Consider the following 17,106-nt stretch of genomic DNA (forward strand, 5'->3'; position numbering starts at 1 on the left):
GCGGTCAGCCCGCGGCCGCCCCGATCGTCTGCCGGGCGATGATCAGCTGCTGGATCTGGCTGGTGCCCTCGTAGATGCGGAACAGCCGCGCGTCGCGGTAGAACCGCTCGACCGCCACCGAGCGCATGTACCCGGCGCCGCCGTGCACCTGGACGGCGCGGTCCGCGACCCGCCCCACGGCCTCGCTGCAGAAGTACTTGGCGGCGGCCGGGCCGGTCCGGCGGTCCGAGCCGTCCGCGTAGGCGCGGGCCGACTCCAGGACGAGGCTGCGGGCGGCCATCGTGTCGGTCACCGAGTCGGCGATCAGCGCCTGGACGAGCTGGTGGGAGGCGATGGCGCGCCCGCCCTGCCTGCGCTCGGACGCGAACCGCACCGATTCGTCGACGAGCCGCCGGCACATCCCGGCGCAGGCGGCGGCGAGCAGCAGCCGCCCGTTCGACAGGCAGCGCATCGCGGTCAGGAAGCCGGTGTCGACGCCCGCCTCGCCGCCGACGACCGCGTCGGCCGGGACCCGCACGCCGTCCAGGTTGACGTCGGCCGTCCAGGCTCCGAACTGGCCCATCTTGTGGTCGCGGGGGCCCACCGAGACGCCGGGGGTGCCGGCCGGGACGATGAACGTCGAGATGCCGCGGGAGGACTTCGCGTCCGGGTCGGTCCGGGCGAACACCATGAACACGTCGGCGATCGGCGCGTTGGTGATGTACCGCTTGGTGCCGTTGAGGACCCAGGAGCCGCCGTCGCGGACGGCGCTGGTGCGGAGGTCCGACGGGTCCGACCCGGCGTCCGGCTCGGTGAGCGCGAACGACGCGACGGCCTCGCCCGAGGCCAACCTGGGCAGCCACTCCGCCTTCTGCCCGGAGGTCCCGCCGTCCATGATGACCTGCCCGGCGATGCCCACGTTGGTGCTGAACATCGAGCGCAGCGCCGGGGTCGTGTAGCCGATCTCGATCAGCAGCCGGCACTGGTCGACGATGCCGAGCCCGAGCCCGCCGTACTCCTCCGGGATCGTGAAGCCGAACAGGCCCATCCGCTTGGCGGCCTCGCGGAGGACGGCGGGCACCTCGTCCTTCTCGTCGATCTCCGCCTCGCGCGGCATGACCTCCTTGCGGATGAAGTCCCGCACCGTGTCGAGCATCGGTTCGATGTCGTGGTCTGTCATGTCGGCCACCTTCCGTATCGGGTTTCCCGCATCGCACGCACGGCGCAAATCCTTCAAAACCGACGTCGATGTCAATCAATGGGACGAGCAGGACCGCCGCCGGGCGGCTCCGGGAGCGCCCGGACTCAGGCGCCGCGGCCCGCGGCCCGCGCCTCCAGCGCGTTCTTGCGCACCTTCCCGCTCTCGGTGAGCGGCAGCTCGTCGATCAGCTCGACGAAGCGCGGGGCCTTGTAGTTGGCCATCCGCTCCCGGCACCACGCGATCACGGCCGCGCCGTCCAGCGCGGGCGACCGCGGCACGATGAACGCCATCCCCACCTGGCCGAGGCGCGCGTCGGGCACGCCGATGACCGCGGCCTGCGCGACGTCCGGATGCTCCAGCAGCATGGCCTCGATCTCCGCGGGGTAGGCGTTGAAGCCGCCGACGATGAACATGTCCTTGGAGCGCCCGGCGATGCGCAGGCAGCCGCGCTCGTCGAAGCTCCCGAGGTCGCCGGTGCGCAGCCAGCCGTCGGCGGACAGCACCGCCTCCGTCGCGGCCGGGTCGTCGAGGTAGCCGGCCATGGTGGTCGGTCCGCGCAGGACGATCTCGCCGACCTCGCCCCGCGCGGCGTCGCCGCCGGCGGCGTCGGCGATCCGGACCTCGAAGCCGGGACGGGGCCGCCCCACGGTCGTCGCGATGGTCTCCGGGTCGTCGTCGGGCGCGGTCGAGGTGGCCGTCCCGGCCTCGGTCAGGCCGTAGCCCGACACGATCATCGAGAACGGCAGCTCCGCGCGGACCCGCCGGATGAGCTCGACCGGGATGTCGGCCGCGCCGGTGACGGCGACCCGCAGGCTCGTCAGGTCGTACCGGTCCCGGTCGGGGTGCTCCAGGATCGCGTGGTAGAGGGCCGGCGGTCCGGGCAGCACCGTCACGCGCTCCTCGGCGACCTGGCCGAGCACCCGGTCCACGTCGAGGACGGGCTGCGGCAGCATCGCGGCGCCGGAGGCGACGCAGGCGAGGATGCCGCCCTTGAAGCCGAACATGTGGAAGAAGGGGTTGACCAGCACGTAGCGGTCATCGGCGGAGAGGCCGGCCATGGCGACCCAGTCGGCCCCCACGCCCATCGCCCCGCGGTGGGTCGTCAGGACGCCCTTGGGGGTTCCCGTCGTGCCGGAGGTGAACAGCACGTCGGACGGATCGTCCGGGCCGAGGGCGGCGCACCGGCGGTCGACCTCCGCGAGATCCCCGGCGGTCGCGCGCGAGAGGAAGCCGGCCCAGGGCACGCCGGCCCCGGACTGCCCGCCGCGGGCGATGACGATGGTCCGCAGATCGGGCAGGGGGACGCCCGAGCCGGCGAGCATCGCGACGTAGTCGTTGCCGAGGAACTCCGTCACGGTCACCAGGACCTTGACCTTCGCGCGCCGCAGGATGTCGGCGGCCTCCACGCCCTTGAACCGGGTGTTGACCGGGACCAGCGTCGCGCCCGCCTGGTACAGCCCGAGGAGCGCGACGATCCACTCACGGCTGTTGAACGCCCAGATGCCGACGCGGTCGCGCGGCTCGACGCCCGCGGCCACCAGGGCCGCGCCGAACCGGCGCGCCTCGGCGTGCAGCTCCGCGTAGGAGGTGCGTTCGGCGCCGTCCACGACCGCGGTGCGACCGGCGAATCGCTCCGCGGCGGACGCGGTCATCGCCGCGATGTTCGGCCAAGTCGGCTCACAGCCTTCGTTCATGGCGCAACTCCCGCTCTCTGCTGGACGAACGTATCGCCGCACACTCCGGACCGGCCAGCCGTGGCCAGACCACAGGATTGACATCGACGTCAGTATAGACTTTTATCTAGAACTGTAAATCGCTCGCAACGTCCGCGCCCCGGCGGCCTGAGACCGCAGGCCCCGGCGCATCTTCTCCCGAGGTTGCCGGTACATGATCACGATTTCCGATCCGGCCGCGGCCGCTCCGTCACGCTCGCCCGGCCGGCGACACAGCATGCGGAGTGAGCGCTGATGGACGTCCGCCTATCCCCGGAGCAACGGGCGCTGCGCGAGGCCGCCGCCCGGCTCGTCGACGACCTCGCCCCCAAGACCGTCGCCGAGCTCGACGACACGGCCCGCGCCGCCAAGCTGGACACGGCCCTGGCCGGCTCCGGGTGGCGCGAGCTGCGCGCCCCCGCCGACGGGGGCCGGCCGCTCGCGTCGGCCGTCGAGACCGCGATCGTGGCGGAGGAACTCGGGCGCGGAGCGGCCGACGCGGCCTTCCTGGGGCCGACCCTGGCCGCCGACCTGCGGCGCCGAGCCGGCGCGCCCGACGCCGCTCCGGGCGCGGCGCCCGAGACCGTTCTGCTCCGTCCCGACCTGTCCGGCCTCGCCGTCGCGGAGGACGGCGACACGCGCTGCTCCGGCGTCGCCGTCGACGCCCAGGGCGCCACCTCCGCCCTCGCCCTGGCCCGTGCCGGTGACGGTGACGGCTACGACCTGGTCGCGGTGCCGGTCGCCGGCGGCGCGCCGGGGCGCGACCTGACCCGCCCCATCGCCGCGCTCGACGCGGCGCCGCTCGCGCCGCCGCCCGGCGCGCGCCGCCGCCTCGGCCCGGCGGACATCGACGCGTGGTCGGCCCTGGCCCTCGCCCTCACCTGCGCCGACCTCGTCGGGACGATGCGCGGCGCGGTGCGGCTCGCCTGCTCGTACGCGGCCGTCCGGCAGCAGTACGGCGTGACGATCGGCGCCTTCCAGAGCGTCCAGCACATGCTCGCCGACGCCTTCGTCTCGGCGGAGGGGTCGACGAGCATCGCGCTGCACGCGGCCTGGGCGGCCGACACCCTGCCCGCCGCCGAGGCGCTCGACGCCGCCGCCGTCGCCAAGGCCTACTGCGCCCGCGCCGCGCGCGCCGTCTGCGAGACCGCCGTCCAGGTGCACGGCGGCATCGGCAACACCTGGGAGTGCTTCGCCCACGTCCACCTGCGGCGGGCCTTCCTGTCGACCCAGGTGCTCGGCGACGTCGGGACGAACCTGGAGCGAGTGGTCGCCCACCGCGGGCTTGGAGGCGTGCACGATGGACTTCGCTGACTCGGCCGAGGAGGCCGCCTTCCGCCGCCGGCTGCGCGCGTGGCTCGCCGAGAACAATCCCGGGCTCCCCGCGTCCTCGACGGCCGACGAGTACTGGGACGGGCAGGCGCCCTGGCACCAGGCCCTCTACGACGCCGGCTTCTTCGCGCTGTCGTGGCCCGCCGAGATCGGCGGCCACGGCCTGCCGAGCGTGTACGAGGCGATCGTGGACGAGGAGCTCGCCGCGGCCGGCGCGCCGCCGCGGCCGAGCCTCGGCTACCTGGTCCAGGGCGTGCTGCGGCACGGGAACGACGACGTCAAGCGCCGCTTCCTGCCCGGCATCGTCGACGGGCGGCAGCGCTGGTGCCAGGGGTTCAGCGAGCCCGACGCCGGGTCGGACCTGGCGTCCCTGCGCACCCGCGCCGAGCGCCGCGGCGACGAGTACGCGATCACCGGCCACAAGGTCTGGACGAGCTACTCCGACGCCGCCGACTGGTGCCTCGTCCTCGCGCGGACCGACCCCGCGGCGGCCAAGCACCGCGGGCTGTCGGCGTTCGCCGTCCGGATGGACCAGCCCGGCATCGAGCAGCGCCCGCTCAAGATGATCAACGGGGTGACCCGGGAGTTCGGCGAGGTCGTCTTCGACGGCGCGGTCGCGCGGGCCGCCGACATGATCGGCGAGCCGGGCGAGGGCTGGCGGCTGGCCATGACCGTGGTCAGCCACGAGCGGGAGCCGGGCGAACTCGGCTACGTCGCGCGCTACGGCAAGGCGGTCAACGAGCTCGTCGCCCGGCTGCGCGCGGAACCGGAGCGCTTCACCGGCGAGCACGTCCGCGACGTGGCGTGGGCGGTCGTCGAGGCCGAGATGCTGCGGCTGCACGTCTGCCGGCGGCTCTCCGACCGGCTCGGCGGCGTCTCGCACGGGCCCGAGGGCTCGGTGGACAAGCTCCTGATGACATGGGTCGAACAAGCCGTCGGGCACGCCGCGCTCGGCGTGAGCAACGTGACCGGCGGCGCGGAGGAGGACACGTGGCTGAGAATGTACCTCTACAGCAGGGCGCAGAGCGTCATGGGCGGGACGTCGCAGATCCAGCGCAACCTGGTGGCGACCCGGATCCTCGGGCTCCCCGCCTCATGAGCCGCGACCTGCCCCCGGAGATCGAGGTCACCGCCGACGGGCCGATCCGGATCGTGACGCTGAACCGCCCCGACCGCCTGAACGCGACCAACCACGCACTGCACGAGGGGCTCGGCGCCCTGTTCCCGCTGCTCGACGCGGACGACGGCGCCCGCGCCGTGGTGATCACGGGCGCGGGCCGGGCGTTCTCGGCCGGCGGCGACTTCTCCTACATCGACGAGCTCACCAAGGACGACGCCCTCCGCCGGCAGACGCTCGCCGACGCCCGGCGCATCGTCACCGGCATGGTGCAGTGCCGGCTGCCGATCGTCGCGGCGGTCAACGGGCCCGCCGTCGGGCTGGGGTGCAGCCTGGTCGCGCTCTCCGACATCGTGTACATGGCCGAGAGCGCGCATCTCGCCGACCCGCACGTCATGGTCGGGCTCGTGGCCGCCGACGGCGGCCCGGTCACGTGGCCGCTGCTGACGAGCCTCCAGCTTGCGAAGGAGTACGCGCTGACCGGCGAGCGGATCCCCGCCCGCCGCGCGGCGGAGATCGGCCTCGCCAACCACGTCTGCGCCGACGACGAGGTGATGCCCGCCGCCATGGCGTGCGCGCGGAAGCTCGCCGCGCTGCCGCGCCGGGCCATGGAGGACACCAAGCGCATCCTCAACCTGCACTTGGAGCGCGCCGTCCTCGCCACGCTCGACTTCGCGATCGCCGCGGAGGACCGCTCGTTCCTCTCCCCGGAGCTGCGGAAGACCCTGGACAAGCAGCTGTCCAAGGGCGGCGACGCCGGCTGACGGCACGACGCGAGAGAGCCCCTCCCGGCCGGCCGGGAGGGGCTCTCTCGCATGCTCTGGGTCAGAGCGGCGGCACGGCGGGCATGCGCCGGGTGCGCAGCAGCTCCTCCCCCAGCTCGCGGGTCAGCGTCCGGGCGTCGCCGAGCAGCCCGTCGAGCGCGAGGACGCGCCGGAAGCAGCGGTGGAAGTCGTGCTCCTCGGTGAACCCCACGCCGGCGAGCACCTGCTGGCAATGGCGCGCCACCGTGCGCGCGTTGCGGCCGGCGAGCGACTTGGCGATGCCGGCGAGCAGCGCCCGGTCCGCCGCATCGGCCGCCGCGTCGACCGCCGCCCCGGCGGCGGCGTCCGCGCTCTCGATCGCGAACAGGCTCTCGGCCAGGCGGTGCCGGACGGCCTGGAACGAGCTGATCGGCCGCCCGAACTGGACGCGGGTCAGCGCGTGCTCACGCGCGAGCCGGAGCATCGTCCTGCTCGTGCCGACCAGCTCGTGGGCGAGCGCCGACCGCCCGGCCGCGAGCGCGCCGGCCCAGTCGGCGGCGGAGCCGTCCCGCACCGGGACGCCCTCGGCCTCCACCGCGGCCAGCCCGAGCCGCGGGTCGACGCCCCCGACCGGCCGGACGCGGAGGCTCCCCGCCGGCACGGTGAACGCCCGGAGGACGCCGTCCTCCTCGGCGACCACCACGGCGGTGCCGGCCGTCGCCGTCCGCACGGTGCCGAGACCGCGCACCGCCAGCTCTCCGTCCCGGACGGAGCCGGGCGCCGCGTGCCTCCCGAACTCCGGCAGGACGACCGCGGTGCGCGGCCCGGACGGCGTCCCGAGCGCCGCGGCGAGCACGTCGTCCAGGGCGCCGGAGGCCGCGTTGGCGGCGCCCTGCCGGGTGAACAGCAGCGGCAGGACGGCGGCGCCCTCGGCCTCCAGCGCCTCCCGCCAGCCCATCTCGTCCAGCGCCGCGTCGACCGCCGCGGCGCTCTCGCTCTTGAAGGCCTGCTCGAAGCTCTGCGCGAGCAGCCCGGCGACATCGGCGTCCATCATCGTTCCGCTCCCAGGTCCAGCAGGCGGCGCGCGATGATGTTGCGCTGCACCTCCGCGCTCCCGCCGTAGATCGTCGCCGCCCGCGAGTACAGGAACTCGGTGCGCCACCGGTCGCCCTCCGCGTCGTCGCCGAGCGCGATGTCCGCCGCGACCGTGCCGGCGACCAGGTCGTACACCGCCTGCTCGGTCGTCGCGACCATGACCTTGTCGATCGAGGTCTCCGGCCCCAGCCGCTCCCCGCGCGCCATCCGGTGCTGCGTCGAGCGGGAGCGCGCCTGGAAGGCGAACACCGACTGGACCACCTCGCCCAGCTCGGCGGGGTCCAGCGCGCCCTCCGGCGCCGAGGCCAGCAGGCGCTGCAGCCGCTGCCGCAGGTAGGCGCCGCGGTGCCACAGCGACGTGCTCCGCTCGTAGGGCAGCAGGTCCATCGCGACGGCCCAGCCGCCGTCCACCTCGCCGAGCGTGCGGTCGAACGGCACCCGCACGTCGTCGAGGAAGACCTCGCAGAACTCGTCCCGGCCGTGCATCGCCCGGATCGGGCGCACGGTGATCCCCGGCGTGTCCATGTCGACGAACAGCGCGGTGATGCCCCTGCTGCCCGAGTCGGGGGCGCCGGTCCGGGTGAGCAGGACGCAGCGGTCGGCGAACTGCGCCAGGCTCGTCCACACCTTCTGCCCGCTGACCCGCCACCCGTCGTCCGCGCGGCGGGCGCGGCACGCCAGGGAGCCCAGGTTGCTGCCGGTGCTCGGCTCGGAGAACCCCTGGCACCACGTCTCGTCCCCGCGCAGCAGCCGGGGCACCGTCTCCGCCGCCAGCTCGGGGCGGGCGAACTCGATCATCGTCGGCGCCAGCACCTCGGTCATGGAGTAGACGCCCGGCTCGATCAGGTCCCGGAACGCGAGCGCCTCCCCGAGGTAGGCGCGCATCAGCGTGGACCCGCCGAGCCCGCCCACCCGCTCCGGCCAGCCCCACCGCATCCAGCCCGCGTCGTAGGCCAGGCGCTTGACCTTGGCGAGGTGCGCCATCTCCTCGGCGAGCGAGACGTCCGGGCCGTGCCGGGGTTCGAGCTCGGGCCCGTGCTCGTCGAGCCAGGCGTCCAGGCCGGCGCGAAACTCCCGCAGATCCACGGCTCAGCCCGCGGACTTCTGCCCCGGCACCGGACGCCGCGGATCGTGCGGGCGGCCGGAGTCCCGGGAGCCGTCGCGGCGCAGGAACGTCATCGCCCTGGTCCGCAGCCGCCATCCGTCCGCCGTGCGCAGGTAGGAGTCGGTGTAGTAGCCGATCCGCATCGAGTGGTCGGCCTGGGCGACGAAGCAGAGCGGCTGCACGCCGGTGGCCGCGTCCGGCCCGTCGAACTCGATCGCCGGGGTGCTCACGGAGAACACCCCCTTGGGCGCGGCCGCCATGAGCTCGGCGAAGTCGGCGGTCCCGTACCGCTCGCCGAACGCGCTGTAGGCGCCGTCCGCCGCGAACACGGCCAGCACCGCCCGCACGTCGTCCATCGTCATGCCGGCCGCGTAGCGGGCGAGCAGCTGCTCGATCTCGATGATGTCGGCGATGCGCGAACTGTCCACGCGGTGACCTCCTCGGCAGGATTCGGAGTGCGCGCCCGGCGGGCTCGCGCCGCGCACGGGCGATCCTCCCCGCGCGCACCCGAATCCTAACTCGACATCGACGTCAAATCCAGTTACGGCGCCTCCGCGAGGACGGCCGTGCCGGCGAGCGCCGCCGACACCTGCGGCGCGACCAGGCCCGCCCAGTCGCCGAGCACCTCGGCGGCGTCGGGGACCTGCGACTCCAGGAAGGCCAGGCCGGGCGCCGGCACGATCGCGCCCAGCTCCACCAGCAGGGGCCGCAGATGCACCTCGACCGCCAGCGAATGCTTGACGTCGCCCATCACGAGCATCGGCAACGCGACCGTGGACGCCAGCGCGCCCCGCGGCAGGCGGTCGAGGAACACCTTCAGCAGTCCCGTGTAGGTGGCCTTGAAGGTGGGGCCGGCGACCAGCAGGAGGTCCGCCGCGGCGACCTGGTCCAGCGCGTCCTGGACGGCCGGGGGCGGTGAGGCGTCGAGCAGCCCGGGAGCCAGCAGGGACAGGTCGACCACGTCCGCCCCGTCCGCGTGCCCGATCCGCTCGGCCACCGCGGCGGCGGCCTCCAGCGCGACCCGCAGCGTGCGGGACCGCGGACGGGGGTTCCCCACCAGAACGAGAAGTCTCATGCCTCGCCAATCGTCATCGCCCGGCCGCCTTGGGCAGGAACGCGGTGTGGCCGGCGCCGCCGCCGGAGGGGCCGTGGAACAGGCCGCGCCGGGCCAGGTGGGGCAGCACTCCCTCGCCGAACCAGTACAGCTCTTCGAGATGGGGGTAGCCCGACAGGACGAACTCGTCCACGCCGATCTCGGCGTACTCGGCGATGCGCTCGGCCACCTCGGCGTGGCTGCCGACCAGCGCCGTCCCCGCGCCGCCGCGCACCAGGCCGACGCCGGCCCACAGGTTCGGCGCCACCTCCAGCGCGTGCGGGTCGCGCCAGGAGCCGTCCGCGCGGCTGCGCTCGTGCAGCGCGCGCATGCGGCTCTGGCCGGTGGACTCGCTGCGGGCGAGCGAGTCCTGCGCCGCGGCGACGGTGTCCTCGCCCAGCGCCTCGACGAGCCGGCCCGCCTGCCGCCACGCCTCCTCGGCGGTGTCGCGGGCGATGACGTGCAGCCGGACGCCGAAGCGCGGCTTGCGCCCCCGCTCCGCGGCGAGCCCGCGGATCCACTCGATCTTCTCCGCCACGGCCGCGGGCGGCTCGCCCCAGGTCAGGTACACGTCGGCGTGCTCGGCGGCGACCGGACCGGCCGCGGCGGACGAGCCGCCGAAGTACAGCGGCGGGGCGGGGTCGGGCAGGGTCGGCAGGCGCGCGGCGTCGATGTCCAGGTGCGCGCCGCGGTGGGTGACGGTCTCGCCGTCCCACAGCCGCCGCACGACCGACAGGAACTCGTCGCAGCGGGCGTACCGCTCGTCCTTGGACAGGTGGTCGCCGTAGGCGCGCTGCTCATGGGCCTCGCCGCCGGTGACGACGTTGAGCAGCAGCCGGCCCGGGGCGTGCGCGCTGAACGTGGCCGCCATCTGGGCGGCGAGCGTGGGGCTGATCAGCCCGGGGCGGAACGCCACGAGGAAGGCCAGCCGCTCGGACTCGCGCGCCAGCATCGCGGTCGTCAGCCACGCGTCCTCGCACCACGCGCCGGTCGGCGTGAGCGCGCCGGCGAAGCCGAGCTCCTCGGCGCCCCGCACGATCGAGGACAGGTAGCCGATCGAGGCGCGCCGGTCGCCGGACGCGGTGCCGGCGAGCTGCCCGTGCCCGCCCCCCACGATGAGGCGCGAGTCGCCGTAGGTGGGCAGGAACCAGTGGAAGGTGAGGCTCACCTGGTGCTTCCTTTCTCAGCGCCCCGTGCGGCGGGCCTTCCGGCATCCGGGGCGGGGCAGTTCCCTTTATTTCCTACAAACATAGTGAAGATTCTGCGGTCCGCCGCCCCCGCGCGTCAATGTGACGTTCTCGACGGGTGACGGCCGTCACGTCGTCCGGCGGTCACATCCGGCCCGGCCGCCCCGTCATCAGGGTGTAACCGCCACCACGGCAAGGGAGAGCACCATGGACGCCCGTTTCGACTACTACGGCACCCGCGTCGCGGCCAAGTACATGAAGTACCTCCAGTCGGCGGGCAAGGTCCTGTCGGACTCCTCGCTGCCGGTCACGACCCTGCACCTGGTGGAGATCCGGGCCAGCCAGATCAACGGCTGCGCCGTCTGCACCGACATGCACACCAAGGACGCCGCCCACGCCGGGGAGACCTCGGTGCGCCTGAACCTGATCGCGACCTGGCGGGAGGCCACCGTCTTCACCGAGACCGAGCGGGCCGCCCTGGAGCTGACCGAGCAGGGCACCCGCGTCGCCGACGCGGCCGGCGGCGTCAGCGACGAGGTCTGGGCCGGCGCCGCGAAGCACTACGACGAGGAGCAGCTCGCCGCCCTGGTCTCCGCGATCGCCCTCATCAACGCCTGGAACCGGATGAACGCCATCACCCGGCAGCCCGCCGGCGAGTACCAGCCCGGCCAGTGGGGCTGACCCCGCCCGTGGGCCGACCTGGCCCGTGGGGCTGATCGGCGAGGACCGGCCGGGTCCCGTCCCCGGCGTCAGGGGGACGGGGCCTCGGGCGGGTGCATGAGCATCAGGGCCCGGGCTTCGAGGATCCGGCCGCCCCCGGCGTCCACGGCGGTCCACCGGTAGTGCTGGACGATCTTCCCCGACGAGGTCGGCTCGGCGGCGCCCGGCGCGAGCTCCACGTGCAGGCTCGTGCCCGCCGTCAGCATCTTCAGGAACCGCACCTCGCGCAGTTCGAGGAGGGCGATCGCGCGGTCGAGCAGCCCCGACTGCTCGACCAGGCCGCCCATCAGGAGGAGGACGCCCTGGCCCGGCATCGGCGCGCCGCCGTCCCGGGCGGGGCCGAACAGCGGGTGGGTGTAGCCGCCGAGGCGGACGAGCCCGTCGATGAGCGGCTGGGTGATCTCGACCGGCGGGGTGCGGAGCGTCACCTCGCGTTCCAGACCGGGCGGCGCTTCTCCACGTAGGCGCGGTAGCCCTCGTCGGCGTCCGCGACCTCCTCGTGGAAGCGGGTGAACAGCTCGCGCTCCAGGCGCAGCCCCTCGGCCAGGGTCACGTCCGGGGCGGCGTTCAGGAGCCGCTTGACGATCCCGGTGACCGCGCGGGAGCGGTCGCCCAGCGCGCCGGTGAGCCGGGCCACCTCGGCGGCGAGCTCCGCCGGCGGGACGCTGGCGAGGGCGAGGCCCCAGCCGACCATCTCGGGGCCGGTCAGCCAGCGGCCGGCGAGCAGCATCGCGCGGGCGCGCTGGTCCCCGAGCTTGCGCGGGGCGCGCTGGGACGCGCCCGCGCCGGGCACGATGCCGAAGTCGGTGTGCGTGTCGCCCACCTTCGCGTCGTCCGCCGCGATGACGAAGTCGCAGGCCAGCAGCAGCTCGAAGCCGCCCGCGCGGGCGAGGCCGTTGACCGCGGCGACGCTCGGCAGCGGGCACGCCTCCAGCCGGTCGAGGAACTCGTGGTAGCGGCGGATGAACGGCACGAACACCCCGGGCGGGTCGGCGAAGCACTCGCCGAGGAAGCCGATGTCCATCCCGACGCAGAACGCCCGGCCCGTCCCGGTGATCACCAGGGAGGTCAGGGAGGCGTCCCGCTCGGCGGCGTCCAGGGCGGCGTCCAGGCCGTCGAGGGTGTCCGGGGACAGGCTGTTCATGCGGTCCGGGCCGTCCAGCGTGATGGTCATGACCGTGCCGGCCACCGTCGCGTCGACCCTGGTCATGAGCTCGTTTCCGGGCCGGCGGTCTCCCGGGCGAACGCCAGCAGGGCGGCGGCGTAGTCGTCCGGGGCGCGCAGGTGCGGCTGGCCGGGCAGGCCGGGCAGGACGACGAGGCGGGCGTCGCGCGCCAGCTCCATGGCGATCGGGTCCTTGGGCGCGAGGATGTCGGACTCGGCGTCGAGCAGGAGGACGGGCACGTCCACGGCGGCGAGCGCGGCCGACGGGTCGTACCGGAACGCCGCCTGGTAGCCCCACTCGTAGCGGCTCGCGACCCGCATCAGCTCCACCACCGCCAGGTGCAGCATCGCGGGCGGGAGGTCCGGTCCCCAGGTGCGCAGGTAGCGCTCGACGGCCCAGCCGAACTGCGAGCCCGCGCCGTCGACGGGCGCCTCGGGCGTCCAGTTCGCGAGGAACGCGGCCCGCTCGTCGGCGTCGAACAGCGGGACGCCGCTCAGCACCAGGCCGGAGACCGGCAGCCGGGCGGCGGCGGCGAGCGCGAGGGACGACCCGCTGTGCACTCCGCCGAGGACCGGGCGCTCCATCCCGATCCCGGCCGCCGCCTGGGCGAGCACCCGGCCGTAGTCGGGGATCTCGAAGCCGGGTCCGGGCGGCGGGTCGGACGCGCCGTAGCCGGGGGTGTCGAACGCGACCGCGCGGGCGTGCCGGCCGAGCAGGGGCAGGAGGTCCTCGTAGACCCGCGAGGAGAGGGGCGATTCGTGGAACAGGCCGATCCACGGGCCGGAGTCGCCGTTGACCCGGTAGTGGACCTGCCCCCAGTCGGTGTCGGCGTATCCGCCCCGGGTCGGCAGGGTCGCCGTGTCGCCATGTTCACGCCACACCATGAAACGGCCTTTCCTCCTGCGCAGGTGGCCGCGCGGCCCGATCGGACCGGACGGGCCCGGCCGGGCAGATCTCCCGGCCGTTCGCCCAGCGGACGGCTCCGCCGTCGACGATCGTCACCTCACCCGGCATCGGGCCTCCTGCGGTTCGAATACATCAGACATAACGATAGTCCGCCTGGGCAAGGGCTTGTCAATGACGTCTTCGGGGCCCTTGACATCCCTCAACGTCATACCTCAGATTTATCACTGACGGACAAGGGAGAGTGCGTGCTCAGTACGAGGCCGTTCGAGGAGGCCGCCGAACGCGGCGACCTGCGCGCGATGGTCGGGGATCTGCTCGCCCGCGAGCTGCCCGGCGAGCGCGCGCTCGCCGCGGACCGGGACGGCGCGTTCCCCGCCGCCGCCTGGTCGGCGCTCGGCGCGGCCGGGCTGCTCGGTCTCGGCGGCGCCGAGTCGGCGGGCGGGAGCGGCGGGACGGTGGGCGACGCGGTCGCCGTCGTCGAGGAGATCGCCCGCGTCCTCCCCAGCCTCGCCGTCGACTACGTCCTGTGCGGCATGGCCATGCGGATGCTCGCCGACGTGCCCGGCGCGGCGGCCCGCGCCTGGCTGCCCGCGATCGCGTCCGGCGCGATGATCTGCGCGTTCGGGATGAGCGAGCCCGACGTCGGCACCGACCTGCTGAACCTCCGCACGTCCGCCCGCGTCGCGGACGGCCGCTGGGTGCTGCGCGGGCAGAAGCTCTGGATCTCCCTCGCGCACAAGGCCGAGATCGCGTTCACGGTGTGCCGCACCGACCCGCCCGAGGGCGGCCGGGCGCGCGGCCTCAGCGTGATCGCGGTGCCGCTCGGCCGGCCGGGCGTCACCGTCCGCCGGGTCCGCCTCGCCGGGATGCGCGCCGCCGGCACCTGCGAGATCTACTTCGACGACGCGACCGCGCCGCTGGAGAACCTCGTCGGCGAGCGCGGCCGCGCGATGGCGCTGCTCGGCCGGACGCTGGACGTGGAGCGCGTCCTCGCCGCCGGCCTCAGCCTCGGCATCGGGCGCGCCGCCCTGGACCTGCACCTCGCCCACCTCCGCGAGCGCGAGGCGTTCGGCGGCCCGATCGGCCGGTTCCAGGCGCTGCAGCACGCCGCCGCCGACTCGATCGCCGACCTGTCGGCGTCCCGCGCGCTGGTGGACAGCGCCGTCCGCGCCGTCGAGGGCGGCCGCCCGGCGACCGCGCTGACCGGGATGGCCAAGCTCGTCGCCGCCGAGTCGACCGCCCGCATCGTCGACCGCGGCATGCGCGCGATGGCGGCGCAGGGCCTCGCGGAGGAGTCGGCGATGCAGATGTACTTCCGGGACGCCCGGCTCCAGCTGTTCAGTCCCGTGAGCAACGACATGATCCGCAACATCCTCGGCGAGTCGCTCGGGCTGCCGAGAAGCTACTGAGCCGGGAGGGTCACCGTGGACATCACGCGAGAGCGCACCGCGCTGCTGGTCGTCGACATGCAGAACGGCTTCCTCGAGGACAAGGGCTCCATGGCCGCGGTCGGCCTGCCCCACACGGAGCTGCGCCCGGCCATCGCGGGCTGCCGCGCGCTGGTCGGCGCCGCCCGCGCCGCCGGGGTGCCGGTGATCTACACCCGGTACGTCTTCCAGCCCGGGTACGCGGACGGGGGCGTGCTGCCGAACCACATCGTCCCCGCGATGAAGGAGGTCGGCTCGCTCGCGGCCGGCAGCTGGGACGCGGAGATCGTCGACGAGCTGGCGCCGGCCGAGGGCGAGATCGTCATCGACAAGTCGCGGCCCAGCTCGTTCTACGGCACCCGGCTGGAGCCGGTGCTGACGGGCCTCGGCACCCGCTCGCTCGTCATCTGCGGGGTGACGACGAACATCTGCGTCGAGACGACGGCGCGGGACGCGGGCCAGCGCGACTACTTCGTGCACGTGATCAGCGACGCGACCGCCGAGTTCGACAAGGCCCGGCACGAGCACGCGCTGACCGGCATCGGCTTCCTCTTCGGCTGGGTCAACACGCTGGACGACGTCCGCGCCGCCTGGGCCTGACCCCCGCGATCGGCCCGCGGCGCGCCGTCCCTCCCAGCAGCCGGGACGGACGGCGCGCCGCGGGTTCCGTCAGCGGGCGAGCGCGGCGACCAGTTCGCGGGTCGCGGCCCGTTCGCGCTCCGTGCCGAAGATCCTGGCGGCGAAGGTGGTCGCGCCGAGGCCGGCCAGCGCGCGGATCTCCCCGGCCACCGCTTCCGCGTCGCCGATCAGCGCCATCCGGCCGGGCGTCGCGCAGCCCTCGCGGTCGAGCATCGCCCGGTAGGACGGGAGCGTCCCGTACCACTCCAGTTCGGCCTCCGCCGCGGCCCGCGCCGCGGGGACGTCGCCGGTCACGCACACCGGCAGCGCGACGACGACCTCCGGATCGGGGCGGCCCGCCCCGGCGGCGGCGCGGCGCAGGGCCGGGACGGTCAGTTCGCGGAGGGTGCGCGGGCCGACCATCCAGGTGATCGTGCCGTCGGCCAGCGCGCCGGCGGCCTCCAGCATCCGCGGGCCGAGCGCGGCGACCAGCACCGGGGGCACGGGCGCGCCGGGGACGTCCAGGTCGCCGCGCGCGGTCAGCACCTCCCCGCGGAACCGGACGCGCTGCGCCAGCGCGCCGTTCAGGGCCTCCAGGTACTCGCGCATGTAGCGGACCGGCCGGTCGTACGGCATCCCCCAGCACGGTTCCACGACGGACCGGTGGGACGGGCCGACGCCGAGCGCGAGCCGCCCGTCCACGAGCAGGTTGGCGGTGAGCGCCTGCTGCGCGAGGGCCATCGGGTGCCGGGGGTGGACGGGGACGACGGCCGTGCCGACCCGCAGGCCGGGCAGGTCGCGGGCGACCGCGCCGATCACGGTCAGCGTGTCGGTCCCGAACGCCTGCGTCAGCCAGTAGCTCCCGATGCCGTCGTCCGCCGCCGCCCGCAGGTCGGCGGCGGTCCGCTCGATGCTCCGCACCCGGTCGAAGATCCCGATCTTCACGGGCCGGCTCCGGGCGGCGCGTCCCGGAAGGCGAGCAGGTCGCGGCCGGACGCGCGCATGAGCAGCGCCAGGCCGAGGGCCTCGGCGTGGGTGCGCTGGTCGTCGACCGCCGTCCAGATGGTCTCCAGGCTCCCGGCGAGCAGCTCGGGGCGGTGCCGGGCGATCACGTGCGCGATCTCCAGGGCCCGCGGCACGAGGCCGTCCGGCGGCAGGACCTCGGTGACGAGCCCGAGCTCGCGGGCGCGCTCGGCGCCCAGCCGGTACGCGCGCCCGCTCGTGACCATGCGCAGCACCTCGGTGAGCGGCAGCCGGCTCAGCATCCCGACCGCCTCCACGGGGTTGGCCAGCCCGACGTCGATGTGGGTGTCGAAGAACGTCGCGCCCTCCGCGCAGAGGATGACGTCGCCGTCGTTGACGAAATGCCATCCGCCGGCGCTGCAGTACCCGTTGACGGCGACCACGACCGGCTTGAAGACCCGCAGGTCGCGGGCGGTGATCGCGACCCGTCCGGCGTCGTCGAGGGAGGGGCTGGCGACGTCGCCGGCGAGGGCGTCGTCCACGTCGAGGCCGGTGGAGAAGCTCCGGTCGCCCGCGCCGGTCAGCACCGCCGCGCGCAGGCCGTCGTCGTCGCGGAGGGCGCGCCAGACCTCGCGCAGCTCCGCGACCATGCGGCGGTCGTAGGCGTTGAGCACCTCGGGACGGTTCATGACAACGAGGAGGACGGGCCCGTCGCGGGAGACGTCCAGGGTCTCGTACGCCAT

18 protein-coding genes are annotated in these 17,106 nt (G+C 74.6%); 6 read left to right on the forward strand and 12 right to left on the reverse strand.

Annotated elements, in window-relative coordinates; genetic code table 11:
* Positions 1-4: 4 nt before the first annotated feature.
* Positions 5-1,159: an acyl-CoA dehydrogenase family protein gene (locus ACA511_RS25250; RefSeq protein ID WP_375027073.1), complete on the reverse strand. Its 1,155-nt coding sequence runs from the start codon at positions 1,157-1,159 to the stop codon at positions 5-7.
* Between the two features lie 125 nt (positions 1,160-1,284).
* On the reverse strand, positions 1,285-2,874 hold the full coding sequence (locus ACA511_RS25255) for a FadD3 family acyl-CoA ligase (RefSeq protein ID WP_375027074.1): 1,590 nt from the start codon (positions 2,872-2,874) through the stop codon (positions 1,285-1,287).
* 273 nt (positions 2,875-3,147) lie between these two features.
* On the opposite strand from ACA511_RS25255, the gene ACA511_RS25260 reads away from it, so the two are divergent.
* Genes ACA511_RS25260 through ACA511_RS25270 form a run of 3 tightly spaced genes read left to right on the forward strand, consistent with a single transcriptional unit; the run spans position 3,148 to position 6,105 of the window.
* A complete protein-coding gene (locus tag ACA511_RS25260; protein WP_375027075.1) occupies positions 3,148-4,206 on the forward strand; it encodes an acyl-CoA dehydrogenase family protein in 1,059 nt (352 codons plus the stop codon).
* Complete coding sequence (locus tag ACA511_RS25265) at positions 4,193-5,323, forward strand: acyl-CoA dehydrogenase family protein (protein ID WP_375027076.1); 1,131 nt, start codon at positions 4,193-4,195, stop codon at positions 5,321-5,323. Before ACA511_RS25260 ends, ACA511_RS25265 begins: the two co-directional genes overlap by 14 nt.
* On the forward strand, positions 5,320-6,105 hold the full coding sequence (locus ACA511_RS25270) for an enoyl-CoA hydratase/isomerase family protein (RefSeq protein ID WP_375027077.1): 786 nt from the start codon (positions 5,320-5,322) through the stop codon (positions 6,103-6,105). The genes ACA511_RS25265 and ACA511_RS25270 overlap by 4 nt, the downstream gene beginning before the upstream one ends.
* A gap of 61 nt (positions 6,106-6,166) precedes the next feature.
* Here the strand turns inward: ACA511_RS25270 and ACA511_RS25275 are convergent, their stop codons facing one another.
* From ACA511_RS25275 to ACA511_RS25295, 5 genes are all read right to left on the reverse strand, one after another.
* On the reverse strand, positions 6,167-7,138 hold the full coding sequence (locus ACA511_RS25275; protein ID WP_375027078.1) for an acyl-CoA dehydrogenase family protein: 972 nt from the start codon (positions 7,136-7,138) through the stop codon (positions 6,167-6,169).
* Complete coding sequence (locus tag ACA511_RS25280; protein WP_375027079.1) at positions 7,135-8,265, reverse strand: acyl-CoA dehydrogenase family protein; 1,131 nt, start codon at positions 8,263-8,265, stop codon at positions 7,135-7,137. Before ACA511_RS25280 ends, ACA511_RS25275 begins: the two co-directional genes overlap by 4 nt.
* Positions 8,266-8,268: 3 nt before the next feature.
* Positions 8,269-8,712, reverse strand: coding sequence for a nuclear transport factor 2 family protein (locus tag ACA511_RS25285; protein ID WP_375027080.1), 444 nt, complete (start codon positions 8,710-8,712; stop codon positions 8,269-8,271).
* Between the two features lie 113 nt (positions 8,713-8,825).
* Positions 8,826-9,359: an NADPH-dependent FMN reductase gene (locus tag ACA511_RS25290; RefSeq protein ID WP_375027081.1), complete on the reverse strand. Its 534-nt coding sequence runs from the start codon at positions 9,357-9,359 to the stop codon at positions 8,826-8,828.
* A gap of 13 nt (positions 9,360-9,372) precedes the next feature.
* Positions 9,373-10,545 carry an LLM class flavin-dependent oxidoreductase gene (locus ACA511_RS25295; RefSeq protein ID WP_375027082.1) on the reverse strand — a complete coding sequence of 391 codons (1,173 nt, stop codon included), beginning with the start codon at positions 10,543-10,545 and terminating at the stop codon, positions 9,373-9,375.
* A gap of 226 nt (positions 10,546-10,771) precedes the next feature.
* Between ACA511_RS25295 and ACA511_RS25300 the strand changes: the two genes are divergently transcribed.
* The gene (locus ACA511_RS25300; RefSeq protein WP_375027083.1) at positions 10,772-11,245 is read left to right on the forward strand and encodes a carboxymuconolactone decarboxylase family protein; all 474 of its coding nucleotides are present in this window, start codon (positions 10,772-10,774) and stop codon (positions 11,243-11,245) included.
* Between the two features lie 68 nt (positions 11,246-11,313).
* On the opposite strand, the gene ACA511_RS25305 is transcribed toward ACA511_RS25300, so the two are convergent.
* Genes ACA511_RS25305 through ACA511_RS25315 form a run of 3 tightly spaced genes read right to left on the reverse strand, consistent with a single transcriptional unit; the run spans position 11,314 to position 13,333 of the window.
* Positions 11,314-11,712, reverse strand: coding sequence for a hypothetical protein (locus tag ACA511_RS25305; RefSeq protein ID WP_375027084.1), 399 nt, complete (start codon positions 11,710-11,712; stop codon positions 11,314-11,316).
* Positions 11,709-12,494 (reverse strand): enoyl-CoA hydratase/isomerase family protein, encoded by a 786-nt coding sequence (locus ACA511_RS25310; RefSeq protein WP_375027085.1) that lies wholly within the window; start codon positions 12,492-12,494, stop codon positions 11,709-11,711. The genes ACA511_RS25305 and ACA511_RS25310 overlap by 4 nt, the downstream gene beginning before the upstream one ends.
* On the reverse strand, positions 12,491-13,333 hold the full coding sequence (locus ACA511_RS25315; protein WP_375027086.1) for an alpha/beta fold hydrolase: 843 nt from the start codon (positions 13,331-13,333) through the stop codon (positions 12,491-12,493). Before ACA511_RS25315 ends, ACA511_RS25310 begins: the two co-directional genes overlap by 4 nt.
* 267 nt (positions 13,334-13,600) lie before the next feature.
* Between ACA511_RS25315 and ACA511_RS25320 the strand changes: the two genes are divergently transcribed.
* Both ACA511_RS25320 and ACA511_RS25325 read left to right on the forward strand, forming a co-directional pair.
* Positions 13,601-14,764: an acyl-CoA dehydrogenase family protein gene (locus ACA511_RS25320; protein WP_375027087.1), complete on the forward strand. Its 1,164-nt coding sequence runs from the start codon at positions 13,601-13,603 to the stop codon at positions 14,762-14,764.
* 15 nt (positions 14,765-14,779) lie between these two features.
* The gene (locus tag ACA511_RS25325) at positions 14,780-15,382 is read left to right on the forward strand and encodes a cysteine hydrolase family protein (RefSeq protein ID WP_375027088.1); all 603 of its coding nucleotides are present in this window, start codon (positions 14,780-14,782) and stop codon (positions 15,380-15,382) included.
* A 69-nt stretch (positions 15,383-15,451) separates the two neighbouring features.
* Here ACA511_RS25325 and ACA511_RS25330 read toward each other — a convergent pair whose 3' ends face one another.
* Both ACA511_RS25330 and ACA511_RS25335 read right to left on the reverse strand, forming a co-directional pair.
* Positions 15,452-16,345: a TIGR03564 family F420-dependent LLM class oxidoreductase gene (locus tag ACA511_RS25330; protein ID WP_375027089.1), complete on the reverse strand. Its 894-nt coding sequence runs from the start codon at positions 16,343-16,345 to the stop codon at positions 15,452-15,454.
* A complete protein-coding gene (locus ACA511_RS25335; protein WP_375027090.1) occupies positions 16,342-17,106 on the reverse strand; it encodes an enoyl-CoA hydratase/isomerase family protein in 765 nt (254 codons plus the stop codon). The genes ACA511_RS25330 and ACA511_RS25335 overlap by 4 nt, the downstream gene beginning before the upstream one ends.

The sequence above is a fragment of the Actinomadura sp. GTD37 genome, from assembly GCF_041951365.1.
Taxonomy (GTDB): domain Bacteria; phylum Actinomycetota; class Actinomycetes; order Streptosporangiales; family Streptosporangiaceae; genus Spirillospora.

Bases quoted from the DNA above. Each gene is read 5' to 3' on its own strand.
- ACA511_RS25335 (WP_375027090.1), bottom strand. From the start codon at position 17,106: ATGGCGTACGAGACCCTGGACGTCTCCCGCGACGGGCCCGTCCTCCTC.
- ACA511_RS25250 (WP_375027073.1), bottom strand. From the start codon at position 1,159: ATGACAGACCACGACATCGAACCGATGCTCGACACGGTGCGGGACTTC.
- ACA511_RS25275 (WP_375027078.1), bottom strand. From the start codon at position 7,138: ATGATGGACGCCGATGTCGCCGGGCTGCTCGCGCAGAGCTTCGAGCAG.
- ACA511_RS25265 (WP_375027076.1), top strand. From the start codon at position 4,193: ATGGACTTCGCTGACTCGGCCGAGGAGGCCGCCTTCCGCCGCCGGCTG.
- ACA511_RS25270 (WP_375027077.1), top strand. From the start codon at position 5,320: ATGAGCCGCGACCTGCCCCCGGAGATCGAGGTCACCGCCGACGGGCCG.
- ACA511_RS25260 (WP_375027075.1), top strand. From the start codon at position 3,148: ATGGACGTCCGCCTATCCCCGGAGCAACGGGCGCTGCGCGAGGCCGCC.
- ACA511_RS25315 (WP_375027086.1), bottom strand. From the start codon at position 13,333: ATGGTGTGGCGTGAACATGGCGACACGGCGACCCTGCCGACCCGGGGC.
- ACA511_RS25300 (WP_375027083.1), top strand. From the start codon at position 10,772: ATGGACGCCCGTTTCGACTACTACGGCACCCGCGTCGCGGCCAAGTAC.
- ACA511_RS25290 (WP_375027081.1), bottom strand. From the start codon at position 9,359: ATGAGACTTCTCGTTCTGGTGGGGAACCCCCGTCCGCGGTCCCGCACG.
- ACA511_RS25255 (WP_375027074.1), bottom strand. From the start codon at position 2,874: ATGAACGAAGGCTGTGAGCCGACTTGGCCGAACATCGCGGCGATGACC.
- ACA511_RS25310 (WP_375027085.1), bottom strand. From the start codon at position 12,494: ATGACCAGGGTCGACGCGACGGTGGCCGGCACGGTCATGACCATCACG.